This is a genomic window from Asanoa ferruginea (assembly GCF_003387075.1).
Taxonomy (GTDB): domain Bacteria; phylum Actinomycetota; class Actinomycetes; order Mycobacteriales; family Micromonosporaceae; genus Asanoa; species Asanoa ferruginea.
Genome location: NZ_QUMQ01000001.1, coordinates 6,596,846 through 6,619,417 on the forward strand (window position 1 = coordinate 6,596,846; position 22,572 = coordinate 6,619,417).

The 22,572-nt window shown below is 73.2% G+C and carries 22 protein-coding genes, 1 pseudogene and 1 riboswitch; of the genes and pseudogenes, 9 read left to right on the forward strand and 14 right to left on the reverse strand.

Annotated features, from left to right (window positions below; genetic code table 11):
- Positions 1–35: 35 nt before the first annotated feature.
- The 5 genes and pseudogenes from DFJ67_RS44770 to DFJ67_RS30815 all read right to left on the reverse strand — a co-directional run.
- Positions 36–644 (reverse strand): annotated as a pseudogene (locus DFJ67_RS44770) (ABC transporter substrate-binding protein); the annotation flags it as partial.
- Positions 641–2,674 carry an ADP-ribosylglycohydrolase family protein gene (locus DFJ67_RS30800; RefSeq protein ID WP_203783155.1) on the reverse strand — a complete coding sequence of 678 codons (2,034 nt, stop codon included), beginning with the start codon at positions 2,672–2,674 and terminating at the stop codon, positions 641–643. The gene DFJ67_RS30800 and the pseudogene DFJ67_RS44770, both read right to left, overlap by 4 nt.
- The gene (rbsD, locus tag DFJ67_RS30805; protein ID WP_116071506.1) at positions 2,674–3,057 is read right to left on the reverse strand and encodes a D-ribose pyranase; all 384 of its coding nucleotides are present in this window, start codon (positions 3,055–3,057) and stop codon (positions 2,674–2,676) included. The genes DFJ67_RS30800 and rbsD overlap by 1 nt, the downstream gene beginning before the upstream one ends.
- On the reverse strand, positions 3,050–3,964 hold the full coding sequence (locus DFJ67_RS30810) for a ribokinase (protein WP_116071508.1): 915 nt from the start codon (positions 3,962–3,964) through the stop codon (positions 3,050–3,052). Before DFJ67_RS30810 ends, rbsD begins: the two co-directional genes overlap by 8 nt.
- Entirely contained in the window at positions 3,961–4,977 is a 1,017-nt protein-coding gene (locus tag DFJ67_RS30815; protein WP_116071510.1) for a LacI family DNA-binding transcriptional regulator, read from the reverse strand. The genes DFJ67_RS30810 and DFJ67_RS30815 overlap by 4 nt, the downstream gene beginning before the upstream one ends.
- Positions 4,978–5,186: 209 nt before the next feature.
- Between DFJ67_RS30815 and DFJ67_RS30820 the strand changes: the two genes are divergently transcribed.
- The 8 genes from DFJ67_RS30820 (at position 5,187) to DFJ67_RS30855 (ending at position 13,333) form a co-directional block, all read left to right on the forward strand.
- Positions 5,187–5,579, forward strand: a complete 393-nt coding sequence (locus DFJ67_RS30820; RefSeq protein WP_116071512.1) for a GntR family transcriptional regulator — start codon at positions 5,187–5,189, stop codon at positions 5,577–5,579.
- Positions 5,576–6,463: an ATP-binding cassette domain-containing protein gene (locus DFJ67_RS30825; protein WP_116071514.1), complete on the forward strand. Its 888-nt coding sequence runs from the start codon at positions 5,576–5,578 to the stop codon at positions 6,461–6,463. Before DFJ67_RS30820 ends, DFJ67_RS30825 begins: the two co-directional genes overlap by 4 nt.
- A gap of 19 nt (positions 6,464–6,482) precedes the next feature.
- The gene (locus DFJ67_RS30830; protein WP_116071516.1) at positions 6,483–7,415 is read left to right on the forward strand and encodes an ABC-2 membrane transporter-related protein; all 933 of its coding nucleotides are present in this window, start codon (positions 6,483–6,485) and stop codon (positions 7,413–7,415) included.
- Positions 7,416–7,481: 66 nt separating this feature from the next.
- Positions 7,482–8,006: a 2Fe-2S iron-sulfur cluster-binding protein gene (locus tag DFJ67_RS30835; RefSeq protein WP_275407634.1), complete on the forward strand. Its 525-nt coding sequence runs from the start codon at positions 7,482–7,484 to the stop codon at positions 8,004–8,006.
- The gene (locus DFJ67_RS30840; RefSeq protein ID WP_116071518.1) at positions 8,003–8,998 is read left to right on the forward strand and encodes an FAD binding domain-containing protein; all 996 of its coding nucleotides are present in this window, start codon (positions 8,003–8,005) and stop codon (positions 8,996–8,998) included. Before DFJ67_RS30835 ends, DFJ67_RS30840 begins: the two co-directional genes overlap by 4 nt.
- Positions 8,995–11,070 carry a xanthine dehydrogenase family protein molybdopterin-binding subunit gene (locus tag DFJ67_RS30845; RefSeq protein WP_116071520.1) on the forward strand — a complete coding sequence of 692 codons (2,076 nt, stop codon included), beginning with the start codon at positions 8,995–8,997 and terminating at the stop codon, positions 11,068–11,070. The genes DFJ67_RS30840 and DFJ67_RS30845 overlap by 4 nt, the downstream gene beginning before the upstream one ends.
- A complete protein-coding gene (locus tag DFJ67_RS30850; RefSeq protein WP_116071522.1) occupies positions 11,070–12,308 on the forward strand; it encodes a sensor domain-containing phosphodiesterase in 1,239 nt (412 codons plus the stop codon). The genes DFJ67_RS30845 and DFJ67_RS30850 overlap by 1 nt, the downstream gene beginning before the upstream one ends.
- Positions 12,305–13,333 carry an alpha/beta hydrolase-fold protein gene (locus DFJ67_RS30855; RefSeq protein ID WP_116071524.1) on the forward strand — a complete coding sequence of 343 codons (1,029 nt, stop codon included), beginning with the start codon at positions 12,305–12,307 and terminating at the stop codon, positions 13,331–13,333. Before DFJ67_RS30850 ends, DFJ67_RS30855 begins: the two co-directional genes overlap by 4 nt.
- On the opposite strand, the gene thiD is transcribed toward DFJ67_RS30855, so the two are convergent.
- The 7 genes from thiD to DFJ67_RS30890 form a co-directional block, all read right to left on the reverse strand.
- Entirely contained in the window at positions 13,330–14,136 is an 807-nt protein-coding gene (thiD, locus tag DFJ67_RS30860) for a bifunctional hydroxymethylpyrimidine kinase/phosphomethylpyrimidine kinase (protein ID WP_116071526.1), read from the reverse strand. The genes DFJ67_RS30855 and thiD overlap by 4 nt on opposite strands.
- Positions 14,133–14,876 carry a thiamine phosphate synthase gene (locus DFJ67_RS30865; RefSeq protein ID WP_116071528.1) on the reverse strand — a complete coding sequence of 248 codons (744 nt, stop codon included), beginning with the start codon at positions 14,874–14,876 and terminating at the stop codon, positions 14,133–14,135. The genes thiD and DFJ67_RS30865 overlap by 4 nt, the downstream gene beginning before the upstream one ends.
- The gene (locus tag DFJ67_RS30870) at positions 14,873–15,646 is read right to left on the reverse strand and encodes a thiazole synthase (RefSeq protein ID WP_116076835.1); all 774 of its coding nucleotides are present in this window, start codon (positions 15,644–15,646) and stop codon (positions 14,873–14,875) included. The genes DFJ67_RS30865 and DFJ67_RS30870 overlap by 4 nt, the downstream gene beginning before the upstream one ends.
- Before the next feature lie 5 nt (positions 15,647–15,651).
- Positions 15,652–15,849, reverse strand: coding sequence for a sulfur carrier protein ThiS (thiS, locus tag DFJ67_RS30875; RefSeq protein ID WP_116071530.1), 198 nt, complete (start codon positions 15,847–15,849; stop codon positions 15,652–15,654).
- The gene (thiO, locus tag DFJ67_RS30880; protein ID WP_116071532.1) at positions 15,846–16,952 is read right to left on the reverse strand and encodes a glycine oxidase ThiO; all 1,107 of its coding nucleotides are present in this window, start codon (positions 16,950–16,952) and stop codon (positions 15,846–15,848) included. Before thiO ends, thiS begins: the two co-directional genes overlap by 4 nt.
- Positions 16,949–17,563, reverse strand: coding sequence for a thiamine phosphate synthase (gene thiE / locus DFJ67_RS30885; protein WP_116071534.1), 615 nt, complete (start codon positions 17,561–17,563; stop codon positions 16,949–16,951). The genes thiO and thiE overlap by 4 nt, the downstream gene beginning before the upstream one ends.
- On the reverse strand, positions 17,560–18,867 hold the full coding sequence (locus DFJ67_RS30890; RefSeq protein ID WP_116076836.1) for a purine-cytosine permease family protein: 1,308 nt from the start codon (positions 18,865–18,867) through the stop codon (positions 17,560–17,562). The genes thiE and DFJ67_RS30890 overlap by 4 nt, the downstream gene beginning before the upstream one ends.
- Positions 18,859–18,970: riboswitch (TPP riboswitch) on the reverse strand. It overlaps the preceding gene by 9 nt.
- Before the next feature lie 103 nt (positions 18,971–19,073).
- Here DFJ67_RS30890 and DFJ67_RS30895 point away from each other — a divergent pair.
- Positions 19,074–20,324, forward strand: coding sequence for an alpha/beta hydrolase family protein (locus tag DFJ67_RS30895; RefSeq protein WP_116071536.1), 1,251 nt, complete (start codon positions 19,074–19,076; stop codon positions 20,322–20,324).
- Here DFJ67_RS30895 and DFJ67_RS30900 read toward each other — a convergent pair.
- Together DFJ67_RS30900 and DFJ67_RS30905 are read right to left on the reverse strand one after the other, a co-directional pair.
- Positions 20,273–20,758 (reverse strand): MSMEG_6728 family protein, encoded by a 486-nt coding sequence (locus tag DFJ67_RS30900; RefSeq protein ID WP_116071538.1) that lies wholly within the window; start codon positions 20,756–20,758, stop codon positions 20,273–20,275. The two genes, DFJ67_RS30895 and DFJ67_RS30900, sit on opposite strands and share 52 nt — an antisense overlap.
- 2 nt (positions 20,759–20,760) lie before the next feature.
- A complete protein-coding gene (locus DFJ67_RS30905) occupies positions 20,761–22,569 on the reverse strand; it encodes a glycoside hydrolase family 15 protein (RefSeq protein ID WP_116071540.1) in 1,809 nt (602 codons plus the stop codon).
- Positions 22,570–22,572 lie beyond the last annotated feature (3 nt).

Below are 22,572 nucleotides of genomic sequence, written 5' to 3' on the forward strand. Positions count from 1 at the left end.
GTCATCAGCCACTCGCCGGCGGCCTTCCAGTCGACGTTCGACGAGCCGAACGGGGTGATCCCCTGCCCGGCCGCCTCGGTCGCCAGCGCCTCCAACGACGCCCGGTCGGTCGGCTGGCTCCAGCCCTTGTCGGCGAACAGCGTCTTGTTGAAGTAGAGCAACATGGTGTCGACCCGCATCGGCAGCGCGTAGAGCTTGCCGTCGGTGGTGAAGGCGTCCACCGCCCAGGTCGACAGCTTGTCCTTCCAACCGAACTTCTCGACGTAGGGGTTGAGGTCGGCGAGCAGGTGCGCCTTGCTCCAGGCGATGGTCTGGGTGGCGCTCGGGCCGCGGACGATGTCGGGGCCGGAACGAGACTGGAGCGCGGTCTGTACCAGCCGGCGCAGGTCGTCGCCCTTGTAGTAGGTGGTGTTCAGATCGATACCGGGCTTGGCCTTCTCGAACGCCGCGGCCACGCTGTCGTTGAAGTATTTCTGGTTGGCGTCGCCCTGGATGTCGAGCCAGAGGTCGACCTTGCCGGTCCCGGTGCCGGCCGATCCGCCGCTGTCGCCGCACGCGGCGAGGAGGAGGCTCGGGCTGGCGAGGCCCAGTGCGGTCAGGCCGGCACCGGATAGGAACCGACGGCGGCTGAGCGATGCGGTCATGCTGAGTCCTCCGAGGGGATGGGAGTGATCTGGACGGCCTGCGTGGCGGTGCGCCCCTGCTCGACGAGAAGGGCGATGCCGCCGCAGTGGAGTGCGGTGTCGTCGACGTCGAACAGTTCTTCGCCGTCGACCAGTGCGGTGAGCCGGGAACACGTGACCCGCAGCGCGAGCTGGTGGGTCTCGCCGAACTCCCAGGGGTACGCGCGCGCGGCGAGCACGACCGGCGCCGGTCCGTCGAGGTGCCGGACCAGCTCGACCCGGTCGCGGCCGGCCAGCCGCAGCGCGTAGTAGCGGCGCAGCCCCTGCACCCGGGCGGCCAGACCGGTCGCCTCGGCCAGGTGTGGGGTGACGTCAGCGGTGACGGTGTAGTCCTGCCACTCCCGGGCGCCCTGGATCAGCAGCCCGGTGCCGCGGTTCTGCACGATCCGGAACGGCTCCGGCCAGTGCGGATCCCACCGGTCGACCGCCTTTACCCAGGCCCGGCGCCACATCGCACCGGGGTCGCCGCCGTGGCCGACGTGCCCGTTGGCCGGCCGGGTGAGGGTCACGGTCGGCGCGCCCGCCCAGGTCAGTGACTCCAACTCGACCGGGCCGCCGGCCCGCAGGCCGACGTAGACGACCGGCTGGCCGCCGAGGTCGGGCACGGTCCACTCGGTGGCGCCGGCCGGCCCGTCGACCCAGGCGAGCGCGTCGCCGTCGTCGGCGTAGTGCGCGAGCGTGAGGCGGAAGTCGGTGCCCCGCACGGCGGCGCGCAGCGTCTGTCCGGTGTAGAGGGTCGGGCTGGCGATCAGCCCGTAGATCGGCATGTCCCGCGCCTCGGGCGGGATGAACGTCGGCGTGACGGCGGTGCCGGCACCGTCGATCGCCAGCCGGCCACCGGGGTTGGTGATCTGGGCGGGACCGTCGAGGACGGTGAACCCCTGCACGCTGCCCGGCAACGCGAAGTGAAAGCGTGCGGCCGGCTCCCGCGCTGCCTCGCCGGCCCAGGCCCGGCCGTAGCCGGCCAGGGTGATCGCCTCGCGGGCCGCGTCGGTGACCGTCGAGCCGCCGTCGGTGCTGGGCAGATACATCCGGTCGGCGATCGGCCCGCGCCAGTCGGGGCCGTCCGCCAGGCCGGCGAGGCCGCCGAACACGCCGCAGATCGCGCCGACGTCGCCGGCGTTGGAGTCGGTGTCCCAGCCGGACGTGTTGACCACGGTCATCGCGGGTAGGAACGCGCCCCGGCTGCGGGCCACCGCGTGGATCACGGTCGCGTGGTTGGGCACCACGTGGCAGTTGCCGCCGTAGCGGTGGTAGCCGTAGCGCTCGTCGATCCGGGCCCTTGTGGTCGTCCACTCCGGGTCCGTCGCGGTCCACGAGCGCACGTCGTCGATCACCCGCCGGATCAGGCTGTCGGCCGGGATCAGCCCGACCGCGACGTCGAGCAGCCTGTCCATGTCGGTCTCGCTGAACGCGCCGGCGACCAGCGCGGCGACCACCCGGGCGGCGTGCACCGACTCGCCGTCGTGGCTCACCCGGGCGGCCCGCTCGACCAGGTCGGCGGCCGCCTCCGGGTCGCCGGGCCGGGTCATCGCGAAGCCCTCGACGAAGATCTGCGCCCCGACCTGCTCGGCGACCACGATGCCGTTGCGGGCGATCGTGCCGCTCTCCGGTGCGCGTACCCCATCCTTGAGGTGCAGGTATGCGGTGTGCTCGGTGGAGTTGCCGACGCCGCCCCACCAGAGCACCGAGGTGCCCTCCAGGATCTCGTTGAGCCAGGTGTCGCCGACCTGCGCCGAGGTGGGCTCCGGGCCGTGGTCGCGCAATGCCCTGGGGAAGACGAAGGTGCCGCTGATGTCGTCGTCGGTGACCACCAGCAGGTGGTTCTTCAGCGCCAGGTCGGTGCGGTCGTTGACATAGTCGGTGATCTCGCCCAGCTCGCGGCTGATCCGCTCGTAGGTCCAGCCCTCGAACGGCCGGCCGAGGTAGACGGCGATCACCTTGCCGAGCACGCCCGCGTAGACGCGCTCCTCGTAGTCGGTGGGCAGCATCAGAACGGCACCCCAGCCCGCAGGATCACATTGGCGTACGGCGTCGCCTCGCCGGTGCGCACCACGGCGCGGGCGTCCCGGCAGCGTTGCTTGAAGTCCTCGTGCCCGATGGCCTCTATGGACACCCCGAGCCGGCGGATGCCCTTCAGCACCGACCTGTCGGTCAGCTCCGTGGCGACGGTGGCCGACTCGACCACCAGCTCGTCGGCGATCGCCTCGAGCACGGGTAGGAACGGCGGGACGCCGCGGGTCACGGCGAGCTGCACGACCTCGACGTCGGGCGGCACCGGCAGGCCGGCATCGGCGACGACGATGGTCTCGGTGTGGCCCAACCCGGCGACGAGTGCCGCCAGGCGTGGGTGCCAGAGTCCGGTCTTACGCACTGGTCGTCTCCTTTTCGGCGGCGAGCAACAGGTCGAGTTCGGTGGCGGTGGGCATCGCCGACTGGGCGCCCATCCGGGTGGTGGCCAGCGCGCCCGCGGCGCACCCCCGGCGGACGGCCTGGTCGAGGTCGGAGCCCGCGGCCAGGGCGGCGGCGAGAGCGCCGCAGAAGCTGTCGCCGGCACCGGTCGTGTCGACGGCGTCGACCCGGAACGGCGGGTGCGTGCGGGTGCCGGTCGGATCCGCGCTGATCGCGCCGCGGGCGCCGAGCGTGATCACGCACGCCGCCGGCCCCCGGTGCCGCAACGCCGTGGCGTCGCCGCCCAACTGCTGCGCCTCGCCCTCGTTGACGACCAGCACGTCGACCTCCCGCAGCAGCTCGGACAGCGCGCCCGAACCGGCCGGCGGCAGCGGCGCCGCGTTGAGCAGCACCCGGGCGCCGGCCCGGCGGGCGTGCCGGGCGGCGGCGACGCAGGTCTCCAGCGGGATCTCGAGCTGGAGCACGACCACGTCGCCGGGGCCGAGCAGGGCGGGCAGCCCGGTGAGGGCCGCGCCGTCGAGGTGGGCGTTGGCGCCGGGTGCGACCACGATGGTGTTCTCGCCCGTCGCGTCGACCACGATCAGGGCGATCCCGGTCGCCGCGCCGTCGCGGGTCACCACCTGCTCCAGCGGCAGGCCCTCCCGCTCCAGCGCGGTGCGCAGGTCGACACCGAAGCGGTCGGCACCGAGGGCGGCGACCAGCAAGGTGTCGGCACCCAGCCGGTGCGCGGCGACGGCCTGGTTGGCGCCCTTGCCGCCCGGGCTGGCGACCACGTCGGAGCCGAGCACGGTCTCACCCGGGCGCGGCAGGTGTGGCACCCCGACGCCGAGATCCAGGTTGGCGCTGCCGACGACGACCACCTTGCTCATGCCGGCGCCCCTTCGCCCGTCAGGTCGCCGCCGGGCGGGTCCGGGCAGCCACACGAGCCGCGTTTGACCAGCGCGACCGGCAGCACGTCGGTCGGGCCGGCGGGCTGGGCGAGCAGGTGGGCGACCGCGGCGCGGCCGAGCGCGGCGAACGGCTGGGCCATCGTGGTCAGTGCGGGCGTCGTGTAAGCGGCGCCGGGTATCCCGTCGAAGGACGCGACGGCGACGTCGTCGGGGCAGCGCAGCCGGGCCTCGGCGATCGCGCGGAGCACGCCGACGGCCTGCTCGTCGCTGGCGACGAAGATGGCGTCCGGCCGCTGCGGCCCGGCCAGCAGCTCGCGGGCGGCGCCGTAGCCGCCGCGGCGGCCGAACGAAGAGTGCGTGACCGACATCGCGCGCCGGGAGATGCCTTCCTCGTCGAGCGCGTCGCGCCAGCCGCTGACCCGGTCGGTGGCCGGCATGACGTCTTCGGGGCCGCCGATGCAGGCGATCCGGCGACGGCCGTGGTCGAGCAGGTGGCGGGTGGCGGTGTAGGCGCCGCCCCGGTTGTCGACCAGGACGCCGGGCGCGGCCGCGCCGGGTACCTGGCGATCCAGGCAGATCCAGGGGGTACGCGCCCGGTCGAGCTCGCCGAGGAAACCGGCCGGGCCGTGTGCCGGCACGATGAACAGCCCGTCGACCTGACGGGCGAGGAACGTCCGGACGTACGCCGTCTGCCGCTCGTCGTTCTCCGCGGCGTTGCCGATCAGCAGCGTGTAGCCCTGCGCGAAGGACTCCTCCTCGATCGCCCGGGCCAGCTCGGCGAAGAACGGGTTGGCGTTGTCGGGGATCACCAGGCCGAGCGTCATCGTGCGGCTCATCCGCAGCGAGCGGGCGATGCCGTTGGGCCTGTAGCCCAGCTGCTCGACCGCCGCGAGCACGCGCGCCCGGGTCTGTGCCGACACCGGGCGGGGGCCGCCGTTGAGGACGTAGCTCACCACCGCCGGCGAGGTCCCGGCCAGGCGGGCCACGTCCATGCGCCGAACCGTCACTCGGGTACCTCCGGTCAACACGTGTTGCGTGGGATGTGTTGGAGATCATGTGACGGGCGGGTTAACAGACGCAACACGTGTTGCGCTGCCGTTACCCGACCGAGACAAGTGATCATCCGGTCACGGAGAGTCGGCGTTGACAAGAGCCGATCCGTGTTCCACGATTCCACTAATCACTTAGTGGAGGGTGGGAAATGATCGGCTTCCGGCTCGACGCCCGATCGGGCGTGCCGACCTACCTTCAGCTCGTCAGCCAGGTCAAACACGCGCTGCGGCTGGGGTTGCTGGAGCCCGGCGACCGGCTGCCGACCGCCGCCGAGGTGGTCGCCGCGCTGGCCATCAACCCCAACACGGTGCTCAAGGCCTACCGCGAGTTGGAGCGCGAAGGGCTGGTCGCGGCCCGACCCGGCACGGGGACGTTCGTGCAACGCACGCTCGGCCGGGTCGGTGCCGCCGACCGCGCCCGGCTGCACCGCCAGCTCACGACCTGGATGCGGGCGGCCGCCGCGGCGGGGCTCGACCGCGAAGACGTCGACGCGCTGGTCGAGGCCGCACGCCGCGACGCCGAGCAGGAGGGCGTGGCATGACGGCGGTCGAGACGGTCGGGCTGGGCCGGCGCTTCGGGCGCACCTGGGCCCTGCGGGATTGCGGTCTGTCCATTCCGGAGGGTCGGGTCGTCGCGCTGGTCGGGCCCAACGGCGCCGGCAAGACCACGCTGCTCAACCTCGTCGCGGGGCTGATCCGGCCGTCGGCTGGCAGCGTGTCGCGGTTCGGCGAGCCGATCCGCGACGACACCGCGTCGCTGCGCCGGGTGGCCTACATGGCGCAGGATTCCGCCCTCTACCCGACGTTCACGGTCACCGATCTGCTGACCTTCGGCCGGCGGTTGAACCCGGGCTGGGACGCCGAACTGGCCCGCGATCGGCTCGACCGGCTCGGCATCCCGTCGCGCAAGCGGGTCCGGCAGCTCTCCGGCGGCCAGCGTGCGCAGGCGGCGCTGGTGCTCGCGCTGGCCAAACGGCCCGATCTGCTGCTCCTCGACGAGCCGCTGGCCAGCCTCGACCCGCTGGCCCGGCACGACGTGATGGCCGTGCTGATGGAGATGGTCGCGCTCCACGGCACGACGATCATCCTGTCCTCGCACATCATCGCCGACCTGGTCGAGACCTGCGACTGGCTGGTCGCCGTCAACGGGGGCCGCATCCAGATCAGTGGCGAGATCGAGGAGTTACTCGCCGGGCACGCCATGGTCAGCGGCCCCCGGGAGGCCCGCACGCTGCTGCCCGACCGGCTCCCGGTGGTCACCGAGACGACCAGCGGGCGCCAGGCCCAGTTGCTCACCCGCACCGGTGCCGAGACGTTCGGCCCGGCCTGGAGCACCCGGCCACCGACGCTCGACGAGTTGGTGCGCGGCTATCTCGGCACGCCGGAGGCGACCGCGCTGCCCGGCCCCACCTCCGTCGTTCGCTGACCCTCCACAGGAGATTGACATGCTCTGGCTCGTCTGGCGTCAACACCGCTGGCAGCTCCTCGCCGTCGCCGCGTTGACCGCCGCCTACTGTGGCTACCTGCTCTGGTTGGTCCGCGCCGCGCCCGAGGCCGTGCGGCTCTGCGGCCCGCTCGATCCCGAATGCACCGAGCTCAACCAACTCATCCCGCGGTGGACCAACGCCGTCTTCATCGGCAACCTCCTGCCGGTCGCGGTCGGCGTGTTCTGGGGTGCGCCACTGCTGGCCCACGAGGTCGAGCAGGGCACGATCCGGCTGGCGTTCACGCAGTCGGTCAGCCGGCGGCGCTGGCTCGCCGCCAAGCTGGGTGTGCTCGGCGGCGTCGCCGTGCTGCTCGGCCTCGCCGTGGGCGCCACCGTGAGCTGGTCCACGCCGCGCCTCGACGCCTTCAGCAGTCCGCCGTTCGGCAACGACCTGCTGTTCAGCCAGGCCGGGCTGATGCCGGCCGCGACCTGGGTGTTCGCCCTGCTGGCCGGGGTGGCGTTCGGCGCGTTCGTGCGCCGGTTGATGCCCGCGGTCGCGGCGACGGTCGTGGCGCTGAGCCTGGCCTTCGCCGGCCTGATCGCCCTGCGGCCACATCTGATCCCACCGGTCGACCGGATCGCTGTCACCCAGCAGGAGTTCGTCGGCGACCCCGGACCCGAGGCCATCGAGTCCGGCTGGATCTACCGGGTGTCCTATCTGGACAAGGACGGGCACGAACTGAGCTCCGCGGCGGCCGGGCGAGTGTGTGCCGACCCGAGCAACAGCGCGCCGACCACGGAGTGCGTCGACCGGATCGGGCTGCGCCAACGCGTGGTCTATCAGCCCGCCAACCGCTATGTGTGGTTTCAGCTCGCCGAGGGCGGGCTGTTGCTCGTGGTGTCCGCGGGGCTCGCGTGGGCTGTTCGCCGCCGGGTCGCCGAGGTGGTCTAGCTTGCGCCCCGCCGGCCCGACGTAGGGTCGGAGAGACGGACGCGTTCAGGCGGGCGGGGGACGGTCGTGACCGACCAGCTTGGCGGTGACGTGGTGCTGCGCGTCAACGGGGAAGACCGGATGCTCAACGTGGACAACCGGGTCACCCTGCTCGACGCCCTCCGCGATCACCTTGGCCTCACCGGCACCAAGAAGGGCTGTGACCACGGCCAGTGCGGTGCCTGCACGGTGCTCCTCGACGGCCAGCGGGCGATCAGTTGCCTGCAACTCGTGGTCGCCGCCGACGGCCGCGAGGTCACCACCATCGAGGGCCTCGCCGACGGCGACGACCTGCACCCGTTGCAGCGGGCGTTCATCGCACACGACGGCTTCCAGTGCGGCTACTGCACGCCCGGGCAGATCTGCTCCGCGGTGGGCATGCTCGCCGAGGCCAAGGACGGGCTGCCGAGCTGGGTCAGCGACGACCTCGACGGGACCGCGCCGGCCGACCTCGACGACGAGGAGATCCGGGAGCGGATGAGCGGCAACCTCTGCCGGTGTGGCGCCTACGCCGGCATCGTCGCGGCGGTGCGGGAGGTGGCCGGCGGATGAGGGCCTTCCGATACGCGCGGGCCAGCGATCCCGGCGCGGCGGCCACGATGGTCGCCGGCACGCCGGACGCGGCCTACCTCGGCGGCGGCACCAACCTGGTCGACCTGATGAAGCTCGGCGTGCTCCGCCCCGGCCTGCTGGTCGACGTCAGCCGGCTCCCCTTCGACGTGGTCGACCATCGCCCCGACGGCGGCGTGCTGATCGGCGGCGCGGTCCGCAACGCCGGGCTGGTCCGTGACGAGGGCATCCGCCGCCGCTATCCGGCTGTGGCCCGCGCGGTGCTCGCCGGCGCCTCCGGGCAGGTGCGCAGCCAGGCGACCGTGGCCGGCAACCTGCTCCAGCGGACCCGTTGCCCCTACTTCCAGAACACCGGCACGCCGTGCAACAAGCGCGAGCCGGGCAGCGGCTGCTCGGCGATCCGGGGCGCACACCGCGACCTGGCGGTGATCGGCACGTCCGACGCGTGCGTCGCCAGCCATCCGTCGGATCTCGCGGTCGCGCTGGCCGCGTACGACGCGGTGGTGGAGGTTCGCCGTCCGGACGGGATCGAACGGCTGGTGCCGTTGCGTGACCTGCACCGCCTGCCCGGCGACACGCCCTGGATCGAGACCGTGCTCGAACCCGGCGACCTGATCACCGGCGTGCAGCTGCCCGCGCCGCCCGAGGGCGCGCTGGCGACCTACCGGAAGGTGCGCGACCGCTGGTCCTACGCCTTCGCGGTGGTCTCGGTCGCGGCCGTGCTCCGCCGTGGCGCCGGCGGCCGGCTCGACGAGGTCCGGCTCGCGCTCGGCGGCGTGGCGCCCAAGCCGTGGCGGCTGCGGGCCACCGAGCGGCTGCTGACCGGGACCGATCCCACCGACGACGAGGTGCGGGCGGCGACCCGCGCGGGATTCGCCGATGCCCGCCCGCTGCCCGACAACGCCTTCAAGATCGACCTGGCGGCCGACCTGGTCGCGGCGGTTCTGCGCGACCTGCGGGGGGCCGGGTCATGACCACCGGCACCGGGCTGCCCCGGCTGGAGGGTCGCGACAAGGTCACCGGCGCGGCCCGCTACGCCTACGAGTACCCGGTCGACGGCGTGCTCTACGTCTGGCCGGTCGGCGCGTCCGTGGCCAGCGGCACGGTCACAAACGTCGACGGCAGCGCCGCCCTGGCCGACCCGGCGGTGGTGGCGGTGCTCGACCACACCAACGCGCCCCGGCTGCACCCGGCCGTGATCGCCGACCAACTCGTGCTCCAGTCGGCCACCGTCGCCTACCGCGGCCAGGTGGTGGCCGGCGTCGTCGCGACCACCCCGGAGGCCGCCCGCGAGGGCGCCGAGCAGGTGCTGGTCCGCTACGCCGAGCACCCGCACAAGGTCATGCTCGACCCCGACGACCCCGACCTCGAGCTGCCCGAGACCACCAACGCCGGCTTCCCGGGCACGTCGGTCAAGGGTGATGTCGACGCCGCCCTCGACGCCGCCGACGTGGTGGTCGACCGCGTCTACACCACTCCGCCGGAGCACAACAATCCGATGGAGACGGTCGCGACCATCGCGCAGTGGGACGGCGACCGGTTGCTGGTGCACGACTCCAACCAGGGCCCGGCGGCGGTGGCGACCGCCTACGGCATGCTCTGGGACATCCCGCACGAGCAGGTCGAGGTGGTCACCGAGCACGTCGGCGGCGGGTTCGGCAGCAAGGTCTGGCCGTCGCCGGCCTCGGTGCTGACCACCGTCGCCGCGCGGGTCACCGGCCGGCCCTGCAAGCTGATGCTCAGCCGCCAGCAGATGTTCACGATGGTGCCGGGCCGCACGGCCACCCGCAGCCGGATCCGCCTCGGCGCCCGCCGCGACGGCACGCTGACCGCGATCGACCACGACGCGCTGCAATACACGTCCGTCATCCACGAGTTCGTCGAGCAGACCGGGTCCGCGACCCGCACCATGTATGCCGCCGACAACCTGCGGGTCCGGCACCGCCTGGCCCGGCTGAACCTGCCGACGCCGCGGGTGATGCGGGCGCCGGGCAAGACTCCCGGCATGTTCGCGCTCGAGTCGGCGATCGACGAACTCGCCTACGCTCTCGACCTCGATCCGCTGGCGCTGCGGATGGCCAACGAGCCGGCCACCGAGCCCGCGACCGGGCAGCCGTTCGACGGCCGCCACCTGGTCGAGTGTTTGACGACCGGTGCCGAACGTTTCGGCTGGGCCGACCGTGACCCGACCCCGGGGGTCCGGCGGCACGGCCGTGCCCTGTTCGGCACCGGCCTGGCGTCCTCGATGTATCCCGTCTACCAGAGCGGGTCGACCGCGACCGCGCGGGCCGAGCCCGACGGCACCTTTGGCGTCTCGGTCGCGGCCGTCGACATCGGCACCGGCGCCCGGACGGCGCTCTGGCAACTCGCCGCCGACGCGTGCGGCGTGCCGACGGACCGCGTCACCATCCACATCGGACGTGCGAGCTACGGCCCGGCCGCGCTGGCCGGCGGCTCGTCCGGCACGGCGTCGTGGGGTGGCGCGGTCCGCAAGGCCTGCACCGAGCTGTGCGAGCGGATCGCCGAGCACGGCGGCGCGGTGCCAGCCGACGGCCTCGAGGTGACCGCCAACACCGACGCCGACCAGCCGGCGGCCGACCGGGCCCGGCACTCCTACGGCGCACATTTCTGTGCGGTGCGGGTCGACGCCGACACGGGCCAGGTGCGGGTCGACCGGCTGCTCGGCGTCTTCGCGCACGGCCGGCCGGTCAACGCGCGCACGGCGCACTCGCAACTGCTCGGTGCGATGGTGATGGGTGTGTCGATGGCACTGCACGAGCAGACCGTCGTCGACCCGGGGCTGGGCCTGTTCGTCAACCACGACCTCGCGCAGTATCACGTCGCCACCAACGCCGACATCCGCGGCCTGGAAGCACACTCGCTGGAGTGGGCCGACGACGACATCACCCTGGCCGGCGGCAAGGGAATCGGCGAGCTGGGCATCGTCGGCGCGGGCGCCGCGGTGGCCAATGCGGTCTACCACGCGACGGGTGTACGCGTCCGCGACCTGCCGATCACGCTGGAGAAGATCCGGCGGGCCGGCTGATGAGCAGCGCGCCGACGAGCCTGGACACCATCCTGGCGAAGCGCGCGGTGCGCAGTGTCTACCAGCCGATCTTCGACCTCGCCGAGCTCGAGGTCGTGGGTTACGAGGCGCTGGCCCGGGGGCCCGCGGGCACGGTCTGGGAGAGCCCGCAGAAGCTGCTCGAGGCGGCACAGCGGACGGGCCGGCTGGCCGAGCTCGACTGGGTCTGCCGGGCCGCCGCCTTCCGCGGCGCCGTCGACGCCGGGCTGCCGCCGGCGCTGTCGCTGTTCGTGAACGTCGAACCGACGAGCTCACGGGTCGCCTGCCCGACGGATCTGCGTCCACTCGTCGACCTGGCGCACGCGGGGTTGCAGGTGGTCGCCGAGGTGACCGAGCGGTCGATGACCCAGGATCCCGCCGGGCTGCTCGCCGCTCGAGACCGGTGGCGCGCGGAGCAGACCCCGGTGGCTCTCGACGATGTCGGCGCCGATGCGGAGAGCCAGGCCATGATGCCGCTGCTGCGGCCCGACATCATCAAGTTGGACCGGGCCGTCACCGAGGACCTGACCACCGCACACGCCGCCCGGGTGGTCGACGCCGCCCGCACCGAAGCCGCGCGCACCGGAGCGCTGCTGCTCGCCGAGGGCATCGAGACGCCCGAGCAACTCGCGTCCGTTCGCGAGGCGGGGGTGTCGCTGGGCCAGGGCTGGCTGCTCGGTCTGCCCGGCCCGCTGCCGGCGACGTTGACCGAGCCGGCGACCCCGCTGCCCCTGGCGCGTCCGGTGGGTCCCGCGCCGCCCGGGACCACCCCGTTCGAGGTCGCGTCCGGCGCACGGCGGCCCGAGTCGGCGTCGCGGGCGGTCATGCTCCACCGCAGCCGGATGCTGGAGGACCAGGGCGTCGCGGCGACCGAGCCGACCGTGCTGCTGACCTCGTTCCAGGAGGCGCGCCGGTTCGGGCCGGCCACCCGGCGGCGCTACGAGACGTTGGCCGCCGAGGGCATCTTCACCGCGGCGTTCGGCCGGCACATGCCGCCGAACCCGGCCGCCCGGGTGCGCGGCTGCGACATCCGCGATGGCGACCCGCTGGCCACCGAGTGGGTGGTGGTCGTGGTCGGCAGCCGCTTCGTCAGCGGCCTGTTCGGCCGCCAGCGCGACGCGGACAGCTACGACGTGGTCGCCACCGACGACCGCGACCTCGTGCTCGCCGCGGCCGCGACGCTGGCCCGCCGGTTGGAACCTGCTACTAGTAGGACATGAGCCTGCCCACGTTCAACCGTCTCGCCGGCACTCTCCACGAGGAGGTGTTCGAGTCGGAGGCCCTGCGGGGCAACCCGCTCGGTGACCCACACGTCCGACCGCTCTGGATCTACACCCCGCCCGGCTACGAGCAGTCCGCCGAGCGCTATCCCAGCATCTACGTGATCCAGGGCTACACCGGCCAGGTCGCCATGTGGGGCAACCGCACGCCGTTCCGGCAGCCGTTCGTCGAGACGGCCGACCAGGTGTTCGCGGAAGGGCGGGCGCCGGGCTGCATCCTGGTGTTCGTCGATGCCTGGACCGCGTACGGCGGATCGCAGTTCGTCGACTCGCCCGGGACCGGCGATTACCACACCTACCTCTGCGACGAGGTCGTGCCGTGGGTGGACGCCCACTACCGCACGATCGCCGGCCCCGAGTCGCGCGCCATCTCCGGAAAGTCGTCCGGCGGCTTCGGCGCGATGATCACGCCGATGCTGCGACCGGACCTGTTCGGGGCGCTCGCGACGCATGCCGGGGACGCGCTCTACGAATACTGCTATCTCAACGAGTTCGCCAAGTCGGTCCGCGCGCTGCGCGCCTACGACCACGACATCCTCGCCTGGTGGACCGACTTCCAGCGGCGCGTCTCCTTCACGAAGGAGGAGGACAACCTGCTGGTCCTGGTGCTCGGGTGCGCGGCCGCGTTCTCACCCGACCCCGACGGCACGCCGCGGCTGCCCGTCGACCCGCGCTCCGGGCAGATCATCCCGGAGCTGTGGGAGCGGTGGCTGGCCTGGGACCCGATCCGCATGATCGACCGGTACGCCGACGAGGTGCGCTCGCTGCGCGCCGTCTGGATCGACGCCGGCACCCGCGACGAGTGGTTCCTCGACCTGGGTGCCGAGGCGTTCAAGGACGGCCTCGAGCGGGTCGGCGTCCCGGCCGACCGGATCGCGTTCGAGCTGTTCCCCGCGGCACACGGCGGCATCGACTACCGCTACCCGCTCGCGGTGGAGTGGCTCGCCCACCGGCTCAAGCGCTAATCGTTCCAGCCGAAGTGGTCGAGCGGGCCGTGGCCTGTGCCGAGGTGCCAGTGTGCGCCGCCCGCGACCGCGCGGGCGACGAAGGCCTTCGCGCCGGCCAGCGCGGTCCGCAGGTCGGCGCCCTGGGCCAGGTGCGCGGCGGTCGCGGCGGCGAACGAGCAGCCGGTGCCGTGCGTGTTGGGGGTGTCCACCCACGGCGCGGTCAGCTCGTAGGTGTCGATGCCGTCCCAGACCACGTCGACCGCCAGGTCGCCCGCGTCACCGGCCGGGTGGCCGCCCTTGACCACCGCCGCGCCGGCGCCGAGGGCACCCAACGCCCGGGCCGCCGCGTGCTGGTCGGCGCGGCTGCGGATGGTGGTGCCCAGCAGCACCTCGGCCTCGCGCTTGTTGGGCGTCACCACGGCGGCGTGCGGGAACAGCCTGTCGCGGTAGGCCGCCTCGGCGGCCGGTTCGAGCAGACGGTCGCCGGAGGAGGAGACCATGACGGGGTCGACCACCAGGTGCGGGAGCCGGCCCGCGACGGCGAGGGCGGCGACCGCCTCGACGGTCGCGGCGGTGGCCAGCATGCCGGTCTTCACCGCACCGACCGGCAGGTCGTCGAGGACCGCCGCGATCTGCGCGACCACGAACTCTGTGGGTGCGGCGTGCACACCGCGTACGCCGGCGGTGTTCTGCGCGGTCAGCGCGGTGATCGCGCTGGTGCCGAACACCCGCAGCGCCGCGAACGTCTTGAGGTCGGCCTGGATGCCGGCGCCACCGCCGGAGTCGGAGCCGGCGATGGTCAGCGCGACGGGCGGGTTCACGGTCGGTCCTCCACGGTGGTCAGTGCGCGCAGGTAGTCGGCGACGGAGTCCGGGTCGCGCATCACCGCACCCATCACGGCCACGCCATAGGCGCCCGCGGCCCGGCAGGCGGCCGCCTCGGCCGGGCTTACTCCACCCAGCGCATACACCGGCGGCGCGTTTCGGGTCAGGGCCGCGAGCCCGGGCGGCCCCAGCGGCGGGCCGTAGCCGGGCTTGGACGCGCTGAGGTAGACCGGCGAGACGGTCACGTAGTCGCAGCCTTCGGCAGCCGCGGCAGCGACCTCGGCGGCGTCATGGCAGGACCGGCCTACCAGCGCCGGCCGGGCAGTCGGGAATGGCTCGCGGGCCGCCAGGTGCACGGCGCTGCCCCAGGCCGCGTTGCCAGAACCGCCTCCGGCTGTGCCGGGATGACCGCCTCCGGCTGTGCCGGGAAGACGGCCTCCGGCTGTGCCGAGAAGACCGTCTCCGGCTGTGCCGCGGGCACTGCCTCCGGCTTCGCCGGGAAGATCGCCGCCGGCTTTGCCGGCAGGACCGCCTGCGGACATCACCAGGATTCCGCCTACCGGCGCCAGGATGGCGGCCAGGTCAGCTGCCAGCGCCGCCCGCTCGGCGGCCGGCAGGTCCTTCTCGCGTAGCAGCACCGCCCGGGCGCCGGCCGCGACGGCCGCGGCGACGGTGTCGGACAGCGGGCCGGCGCACTGCGCGCGGTCGGTCAGCACCAGCAGTCGGGGCAGCCTCACAGGGCGGCCAGGCCCGCGTTCGGCGTCGACGCCTGGGCGTGCCAGCGCCGCTCGATGCGGCCGGCCCGGTGGGCCAGGCGGCCGGCGTCCACCGCGTAGCGCATGGCCAGCGCCATCCGCTCCGGGTCGCGGGCCCGGGTTACCGCGGAGGCGAGCAGGACCGCGTCGCAGCCGAGTTCCATCGCCAGGGCCGCATCCGACGCGGTGCCCAGCCCGGCGTCGAGGATCACCGGCACCTCGACGGTTTCGCGGATCAGGGCGATGTTGTGCGGGTTGCGGATGCCCAGCCCGCTGCCGATCGGCGAGCCCAGTGGCATCACGGCGACGCAGCCGGCGTCGGCGAGCCGGCGCGCGGTGATCGGGTCGTCGTTGGTGTAGGGCAGCACCTGGAAGCCGTCGGCGACGAGCTGTTCGGCCGCGTCGAGTAGCTCGATCGGGTCGGGCAGCAACGTGCGTTCGTCGCCGATCACCTCGAGCTTGACCCAGTCGGTGTCGAACGCCTCGCGCGCCAGTTTGGCCGTGCGCACCGCCTCGCGGGCGGTGAAGCAGCCGGCGGTGTTGGGCAGCAGCCGGACGCCGCAGCGGTCCAGCACGTCGGCCAGCGCGCCGCCGGCCGACGCCTCCACCCGGCGCAACGCGACGGTGACCAGGGCGGTGCCCGACGCGGTCACGGCGCGGGCGAGCACGTCGAGGCTGGGCACGCCGCCGGTGCCGAGCAGCAGGCGGGACGGCAGGGTCACCCCGGCGAGGACAAACGGGTCGTCGGTCATCGTGGTCACCCGCCCGCCTGCGCGGCGAGGATCTCCACCTCGTCGCCCTCGGCCAGCACGGTGGTCGCCCACTCGCCGCGCGGCACCACCTCGCCGTTGCGGGCCACCGCGACCCGTCGCTGGTCGGTGCGCGCCTCGACCAGCCCGGCCACGGTCACCGCCGGGTCCAGCTCGACGGTCTCGCCGTTGACGGTCAGCGTCATAGATCTCTCCCGTCCGAGGTGAACGGTGCCGCGTAGGCGGGCAGCGTCCCTCCGGTCAGCAGGTCGGCGATCGCGTCCGCGGTCGCCGGGGTGAGCAGCACGCCGTTGCGGTGGTGGCCGGTGGCCAGCACCAGCCCGGGCAGCGCCGACGGGCCGAGCAGCGGTGCGTTGTCGGGGGTGCCCGGGCGCCACCGGGCCAGCGTCTCGACCAGCTCGAGCTCGGCGACGCCGGGCACCACCTCGATGGCGTCGCGGAGCAGGTCGTGGACGGCGCCGGCGGTGACCGTCGGGTCGAACCCGCGCTCCTCGCTGGTCGCGCCGACGACGAGGCGGTCCTCGGCGTAGGGCACCAGGTAGACGTGCTGGCCGCGGACCAGCGCCCGCACCGTGCCGGCGAGCAGGCCGTCGTCGCCGCGCAGCCGCAGGATCTGCCCCTTGACCGGGCGGACCGGCAGCGGGGGAGCGCCGGGCAGCGTGCCACTCCATGCGCCCAACGCGAGCACCACCTGGTCGGCTGCGATCTGGGACTCGTCGGCCAGCCGCAGACCGGTCGCGCGCCCGTTGTCGACGGTCAGGGCGGCGATCCTCGACCGGACGATGTGGACACCAACGGTGGACGCGGCGGCGAGCAGGGCGGCGTGCAGCGCGCGGGGCTCGATCGAGTGGTCGCTGGGTGCGTGCAGCGCGCCGCGCACCCGGGGGCTCAGCGCCGGTTCGCGGCGCCGGGCCTGGCTGGCGGTGAGCCGTTCGACCGGCAGGCCCGACTCGACGTAGTAGGCGTGCAGCCGGTCGAGCGAGACCATGTCGTCGGCGTCGAAGCCGACCTCGAGCGTTCCGGCGGTACGCAGCCGCACGGTCCCGCCGCCGTCGCCGGCCAGGTCGGCGAGGAACGCCGGATAGCGGGCCAGCGACTCCCGGCTCAGGGCGCGCAGCGCGTCTTCCCCGTAGGCCGCCTCGGTGAGCGGGGCCAGCATCCCGGCAGCCGCCCGCGACGCACCGCTGCCGGGATCCTCGTCGACGACCGTCACGGCCAGCCCGCGCCGGGCCGCGCGCCAGGCGACCGCGAGCCCGATCAGCCCGCCACCGGCAACCAGCACGGTCACGAGGCGTCCAGCGCGGCGAGCAGCTCCCGGGTGGCCGCCGCCGGATCGGCCGCGCCGGACACCGCCGACACCACCGCGACCCCGTGCGCCCCCGCGGCACGCAGCAGCGGCACCCGCGCGGCGGTGAGCCCACCGATCGCGATCACCGGCACCCGGACGGCGGCGGCGACGGCCGCGACACCGTCGGGCCCGATCGGGTCGGGCAGACCGTCCTTCGTGGACGTGGCGAACGCCGGGCCGACGCCGAGGTAGTCGGCGCCCGCGGCGACCAGTTCCGCCGCCCGCTCCGGGTCGCGCGCGGTGCCGCCGACCAGATGGGACGGGCCGGCGATCCGGCGCACCACCTCGACCGGCAGGTCGTCGGCGCCGACGTGGGTGCCGTCGGCGCGGGCGGCCAGGGCCAGGTCGACCCGGTCGTTGACGATGCACTGGGCGCCCGCCGCGCGGCAGAGCACGACCACCTCCCGGGCGAACGCCAGGCGTTCCCGGTCGCTGCCGGTCTTGGTGCGCACCTGGACCACCGGCGCCCCGCCGGACAGCGCGGCCCGCACGGCGTCGAGCGCCGCCCGGCCACCGGCCGCGTCGGTGACCACGTGCAACCGCCCGATCATCGGGCGCTCCGCAGCCGGCCCGGCAGCAGCATCAGGGCGGTCAGCACAGCGGCGACCGCGAGGCTGACCAGCGAGGCGGAGAAGCCGTTGGCGGGATCGATGCCGAGGTCCTGCTGTCGCGCCAGCCACCAGTCCGTCCACTGTCGACCGGCGTCCGGGAAGAACGTCGGCAGGGTGAGCTGGTAGGCGACGAACCCGGCCGCCCAGGGCAGCAGCAGCCAGGGCCGGCCCGGCGCGGTCGCGGAGACGTTCCAGCGGCCGCGCGGCAGCACGAAGTAGGCGATCGCGAACACCCCCACCAGCGGCACGAAGACCGCGCCGATCAGGAACAGGAACGGCTCGTAGGAGACGATGTCGACGGCCAGCGCGAGCAGCGTGGCGAGGGTGCCGACGGCGACCACGAGGACCCGGCGGTCGATCCGCTCGACGATGTTGTTGGCCGACACCGCCGTCGAGTAGACGTTGGCGAACGCCTCGTCGACCTCGACGACGAGCAGCACGGCCAGCGCCACCGCGCCCAGCGGCACGGCGAGCAGCGCGTCGACCACGTCGAGCCCGCCGGCGCCGTAGGCGGACAGCGCCAGGACACCCAGCACGAAGCAGGCGATGGTCGCGGCGCCGTACCCGATCGAGGTGCCGGCGAAGGCGGCCCGGCCGCCGCGGGTGTAGCGCGTGTAGTCGGCGACCATCGGGAACCAGGAGACGGGCATCGCGATGACCACGTCGACCGCGGTCCAGAACGAGCCGCCCTCGCCGGTCAGCGGTTGCGGGTCGGCGCGCAGCACCTCGACGAACAGATAGGCGCCGGCGATCAGGGCGGCCCAGATCGCGTAGCGGGCCAGCAGCCGGACGGCGCCCAGCGGCCGCAGCGCCATCAGGGTGGCGGCGACGCCCGCGAGCAGCACGAACGGCCACTTCGGTGCGTGCAGCACCTTGGCCGCGGCCGAGGCCATGATGAAGATCTCGAACGTCGCCCAGCCCACGCACTGCGCCAGGTTGAGCACGGTGGGCAGGTAGGACAGCCGGCGGCCGAGCAGCCCGCGGAGCAGGACCATGGTCGGCGCGCCTTCCCGGGCACCGGCGGCGGCGCCGAGGCCGAGCAGGACCGAGCCGATGACGGCGCCGACCACGATGGCCAGCACGGTGACCCACAGCGGCCGGCCCGGCAGCACCGCGAAGGTGGCCGCGACCGGCAGGAGCAGGCTGACGCCGAGGCTGCCGAAGAGCCCGGTGGTGTCGCGGAAGCCGAGGGTCCGGCCGGCCTCGGCCGTGGTCGGCGCCGCGACGGCGGTGGAAGAGGACACGTTTGATGCTCCCTACGCCGGCATTACCCGGACAGGTTCCGACGGTCGGCGGCGCGTCAGCCGCCCTCTCAGCCCGGTGCTCCGAGCTCCCGTTGTGACTTCCGGCAGGTTACGACAAACCAACCGGGTACGCCATCGTTACCGACATCACGGCGCCCCGGCGTGTTCACGCGGGGTGACGACAGGCGGCTACGTAGCGTGAGCTGATGGCGACGAACACGGCGTTCTCGAAGGGCTTCTTCCGCGACCAGGGCCTCGACTACCAGGCCCGCGGCGTCCTCGGGCGGGCCGTGCACGGCGGCAGCGACGTCGGCGAGGTCCTCGCCACGCTCGAGCGGATCTCCGACCACGACAGCTGGCGGTCGGCCTGGGCGGCGACCGCGACCCGGGTCGCCGGCTATGCCGAGCGGTCGCGCGAGCAGGGCGACCAGGTCGGCGCCGGATCGGCCTACCTGCGGGCGGCCAACTACTGGGCCTGCGCCGTCGAATCGCTGTCCGAACTCGACGACGAACCGGCGCTGCTGCTGGCGTTCCGCGCCCATCGCACGGCCTGGGACGGCTTCATCGACTGCGCGGATGGCGCGCATGTCCGCGTCGACGTGCCCTACGAGGGCGGCACCCTGCCCGGCTTCCTGTTGCGGCCCGACGCGTCCGGCGCCCGGCGGCCGACCCTGGTGATCACCAACGGCAGCGACGGCTCGATCAGCGGCCTCTGGGGCAACGCCGTCGCCGGAGCGCTGCGGCGTGGCTGGAACGCGTTCGTCTACGACGGCCCGGGGCAGCAGTCGATGCTGTTCGAACGCAAGACCTCGTTCCGCCCCGACTGGGAGGCGGTCCTGACGCCGGTGGTCGACGTGCTGGCCGGCCGCGCCGACGTCGACCCGGCCGCGCTCACCGGCTACGGCGTCAGCCAGGGCGGCTACTGGCTGCCACGGGCGCTCGCCTTCGAACACCGCCTCATGGCGGCCGTGGTCGATCCCGGGGTCGTGGACGTGTCGACCACCTGGACCGGCCCGCTCGGCAAGAGCATGCGCGGCCTGCTCGACAAGGGCGACCGGGCCGCCTTCGACCGGGACCTGAAGTTCGCTACGGCGGTGCCCAAGCTGCGCCGCACGCTTGCCTTCCGCTCACGCCCGTACAAGGCGGCTTCGGACTGGTTCGATCTGTTCAACGAGATCCGCGAGTACAAGCTCACGGACGAGACCGCCGCCCAGATCAGTACCCCGCTGTTGATCACCGACCCGGAGGGCGAGCAGTTCTGGCCAGGCCAGTCGAAGCAGCTCGCCGAGCTGCTGGGCGACCGCGCGCACCGGGTCGAGTTCACCGCCGAGGAGGGCGCCAACCTGCACTGCCAGCCGCTCGGCCGAGCCCTGACCGACGAGCGGGTGTTCGCTTGGCTCGAGCGTCAGCTCGGGGGAGCGCAGCCGTTGGGCCGGTCGGACGCCGGCCAGACATAGGTCAGGTCCGGCGGCACGTCGCCGAAGATCGGGCCGTAGAGGGCGGCGTCCTTGCGGATCAGCGCCGACTGGTGTGACCGGTGGAAGGCCTCGTCGCCCAGCCAGGGCGGCAGGTCGCCGGCGGCGCCCAACGCCTGCACGTCGCGGACCTCGGTGATGCCGCACGCGGCGGCCAGGTCGGTGGTCAGCGTCGCGGCGCTGGTGTCGGCGCGGCCGGTCGCCGTCCACACGTCGGCCACGATCAGGCCGTAGCGGACCAGCGCCTCCTCGTACCCGGCCCACATCTTGACCGCGGGGTGGTGCCGGTAGCCGTGCCCGGCGACGGTGAGGCCGCGCAGGATCTGCACGTTCTCCACCCGTTGCTTGCCGAGCCGGGGCGGGTCGAGCACCTCGGCCGACCGGAGGAAGTCGGGGAAGGGCAGGAACGTCTGCACGGTCAGCCGAGGGCGCGGTCGATGTTGAAGGCCGCGCTGATCAGGGCCAGGTGCGTGAACGCCTGCGGGAAGTTGCCGAGGTGTTCGCCGGTCGGGCCGAGTTGCTCCGCGTACAGGCCGAGGTGGTTGGCGTACGTGATCATCTTTTCGAACGCGAGCCGGGCCTCGTCGACCTGGCCGGCGCGGGACAGCGCCTCGACATACCAGAACGTGCAGATCGACATCGTGCCCTCTTCGCCCTCCAGGCCGTCCGGCGCCAGGTGGGGATCGTAACGGTAGACGAGGGAGTCGGAGACCAGCGTGTCGCCGAGCAGGTCGAGGGTGCTCAGCCACTTCGGGTCCGACGGCGCGATGAACTTCGACAGCGGCATCATCAGCACTGACGCGTCGAGCACGTGGCCGTCGCGGTGCTGCACGAACGCCTTCAGGTCCGGGTCCCAGAACCGGTCCATGATCTGGTGGTAGATGGCGTCCCGGGCCGCTCCCCAGCGGACCAGGTCGGCCGGCAACCCGCGCTGGTGCGCGACCCGGATCGCCCGCTCGATGGCGACCCAGCACATCAGCCGGGAGTAGAGGAAGTTGCGCCGCCCGCCGCGGGTCTCCCAGACACCCTCGTCGGGCTGGTCCCAGTTCTTGCAGACCCACTCGACGAACGTGGTCACGCCGTCCCAGACGCCGCTGGAGATCGGCTGGCCCCACTTGTTGTAGAGGTAGATCGAGTCGACCAGCGCGCCGTAGATGTCGAGTTGGAGCTGGTTGACCGCGTCGTTGCCGACCCGCACCGGCGCGGAGCCCTCGTAGCCCTCGAAGTGGTCGAGCAGGCGCTCGGAGAGCGTGTCGCTGCCGTCGATCCGATACATGATCTGCAGCGGGCCTTCCGGATCGGCGTCGCTCTCCCGCACCCGGGCGGCGAGGAAGCCCATGAACGCGTCGGCCTCCTCGGTGAAGCCGAGCCGCAGCAGCGAGTAGGTGCAGAAGGCCGCGTCGCGGACCCAGACGTAGCGGTAGTCCCAGTTGCGGCTGCCGCCGAGGCGCTCCGGCAGGCTGGTGGTCGGCGACGCGACGATCGCGCCGGTCGGTGCGTAGGTCATCAGCTTGAGGGTCAGCGCCGAGCGGTGCACCGCCTCGCGCCACCGGCCGCGGTAGCGCGACTGCGACAGCCAGCGCCGCCAGTAGGCGACGGTCGCCGTGAACTCCTCCTCGGCCTCCTCGGCGTTGCCGTAGGGGACCGAGTTGGCGGTGTCGGCGCGCTCGAGGCAGAACACCTCCGACTCGCCCTGCTTGAGCCGGAACGAGCTGATCACGTCGCCGTCGACCAACTCGAAGGGCGCGGTCGCGTTCAGCGCCAGGCTCAGCGACGCCGACTCGAAGATCGCCCGGGTGCCCTCCTGGCGCGCCGTGTGCGGTTGCAGCCCGTAGTCGAAGCGGGGTGCGATGTGCGCCCGGAACGGCAGTTCGCCGCGTACGCACCGGACCCGCCGGATCAGCCGGTGGTGGTCGGTCTCGGCGTTGTCGGCCGGCACGGGCATGTAGTCCTGGATCTCGGCGACGCCGTCCTCCGAGAGGAAGCGGGTGATCAGCACGTTGGTGTCGGGGAAGTAGAACTGCCGCGTGTTGGCCGGGACGTCTGTGGTCAGGGAGAAGAAGCCGCCCTTGTCACGGTCGAGGATCGAGGCGAACACGCTCGGCGAGTCGAAGCGCGGGATGCAGCACCAGTCGATGGTGCCATCGGTCCCGACGAGGGCCACGGTCCTGAGGTTGCCGATGAGGCCATGCTCGCCGATGGGGAGATATCGCTGCTCGTCCACCATTTT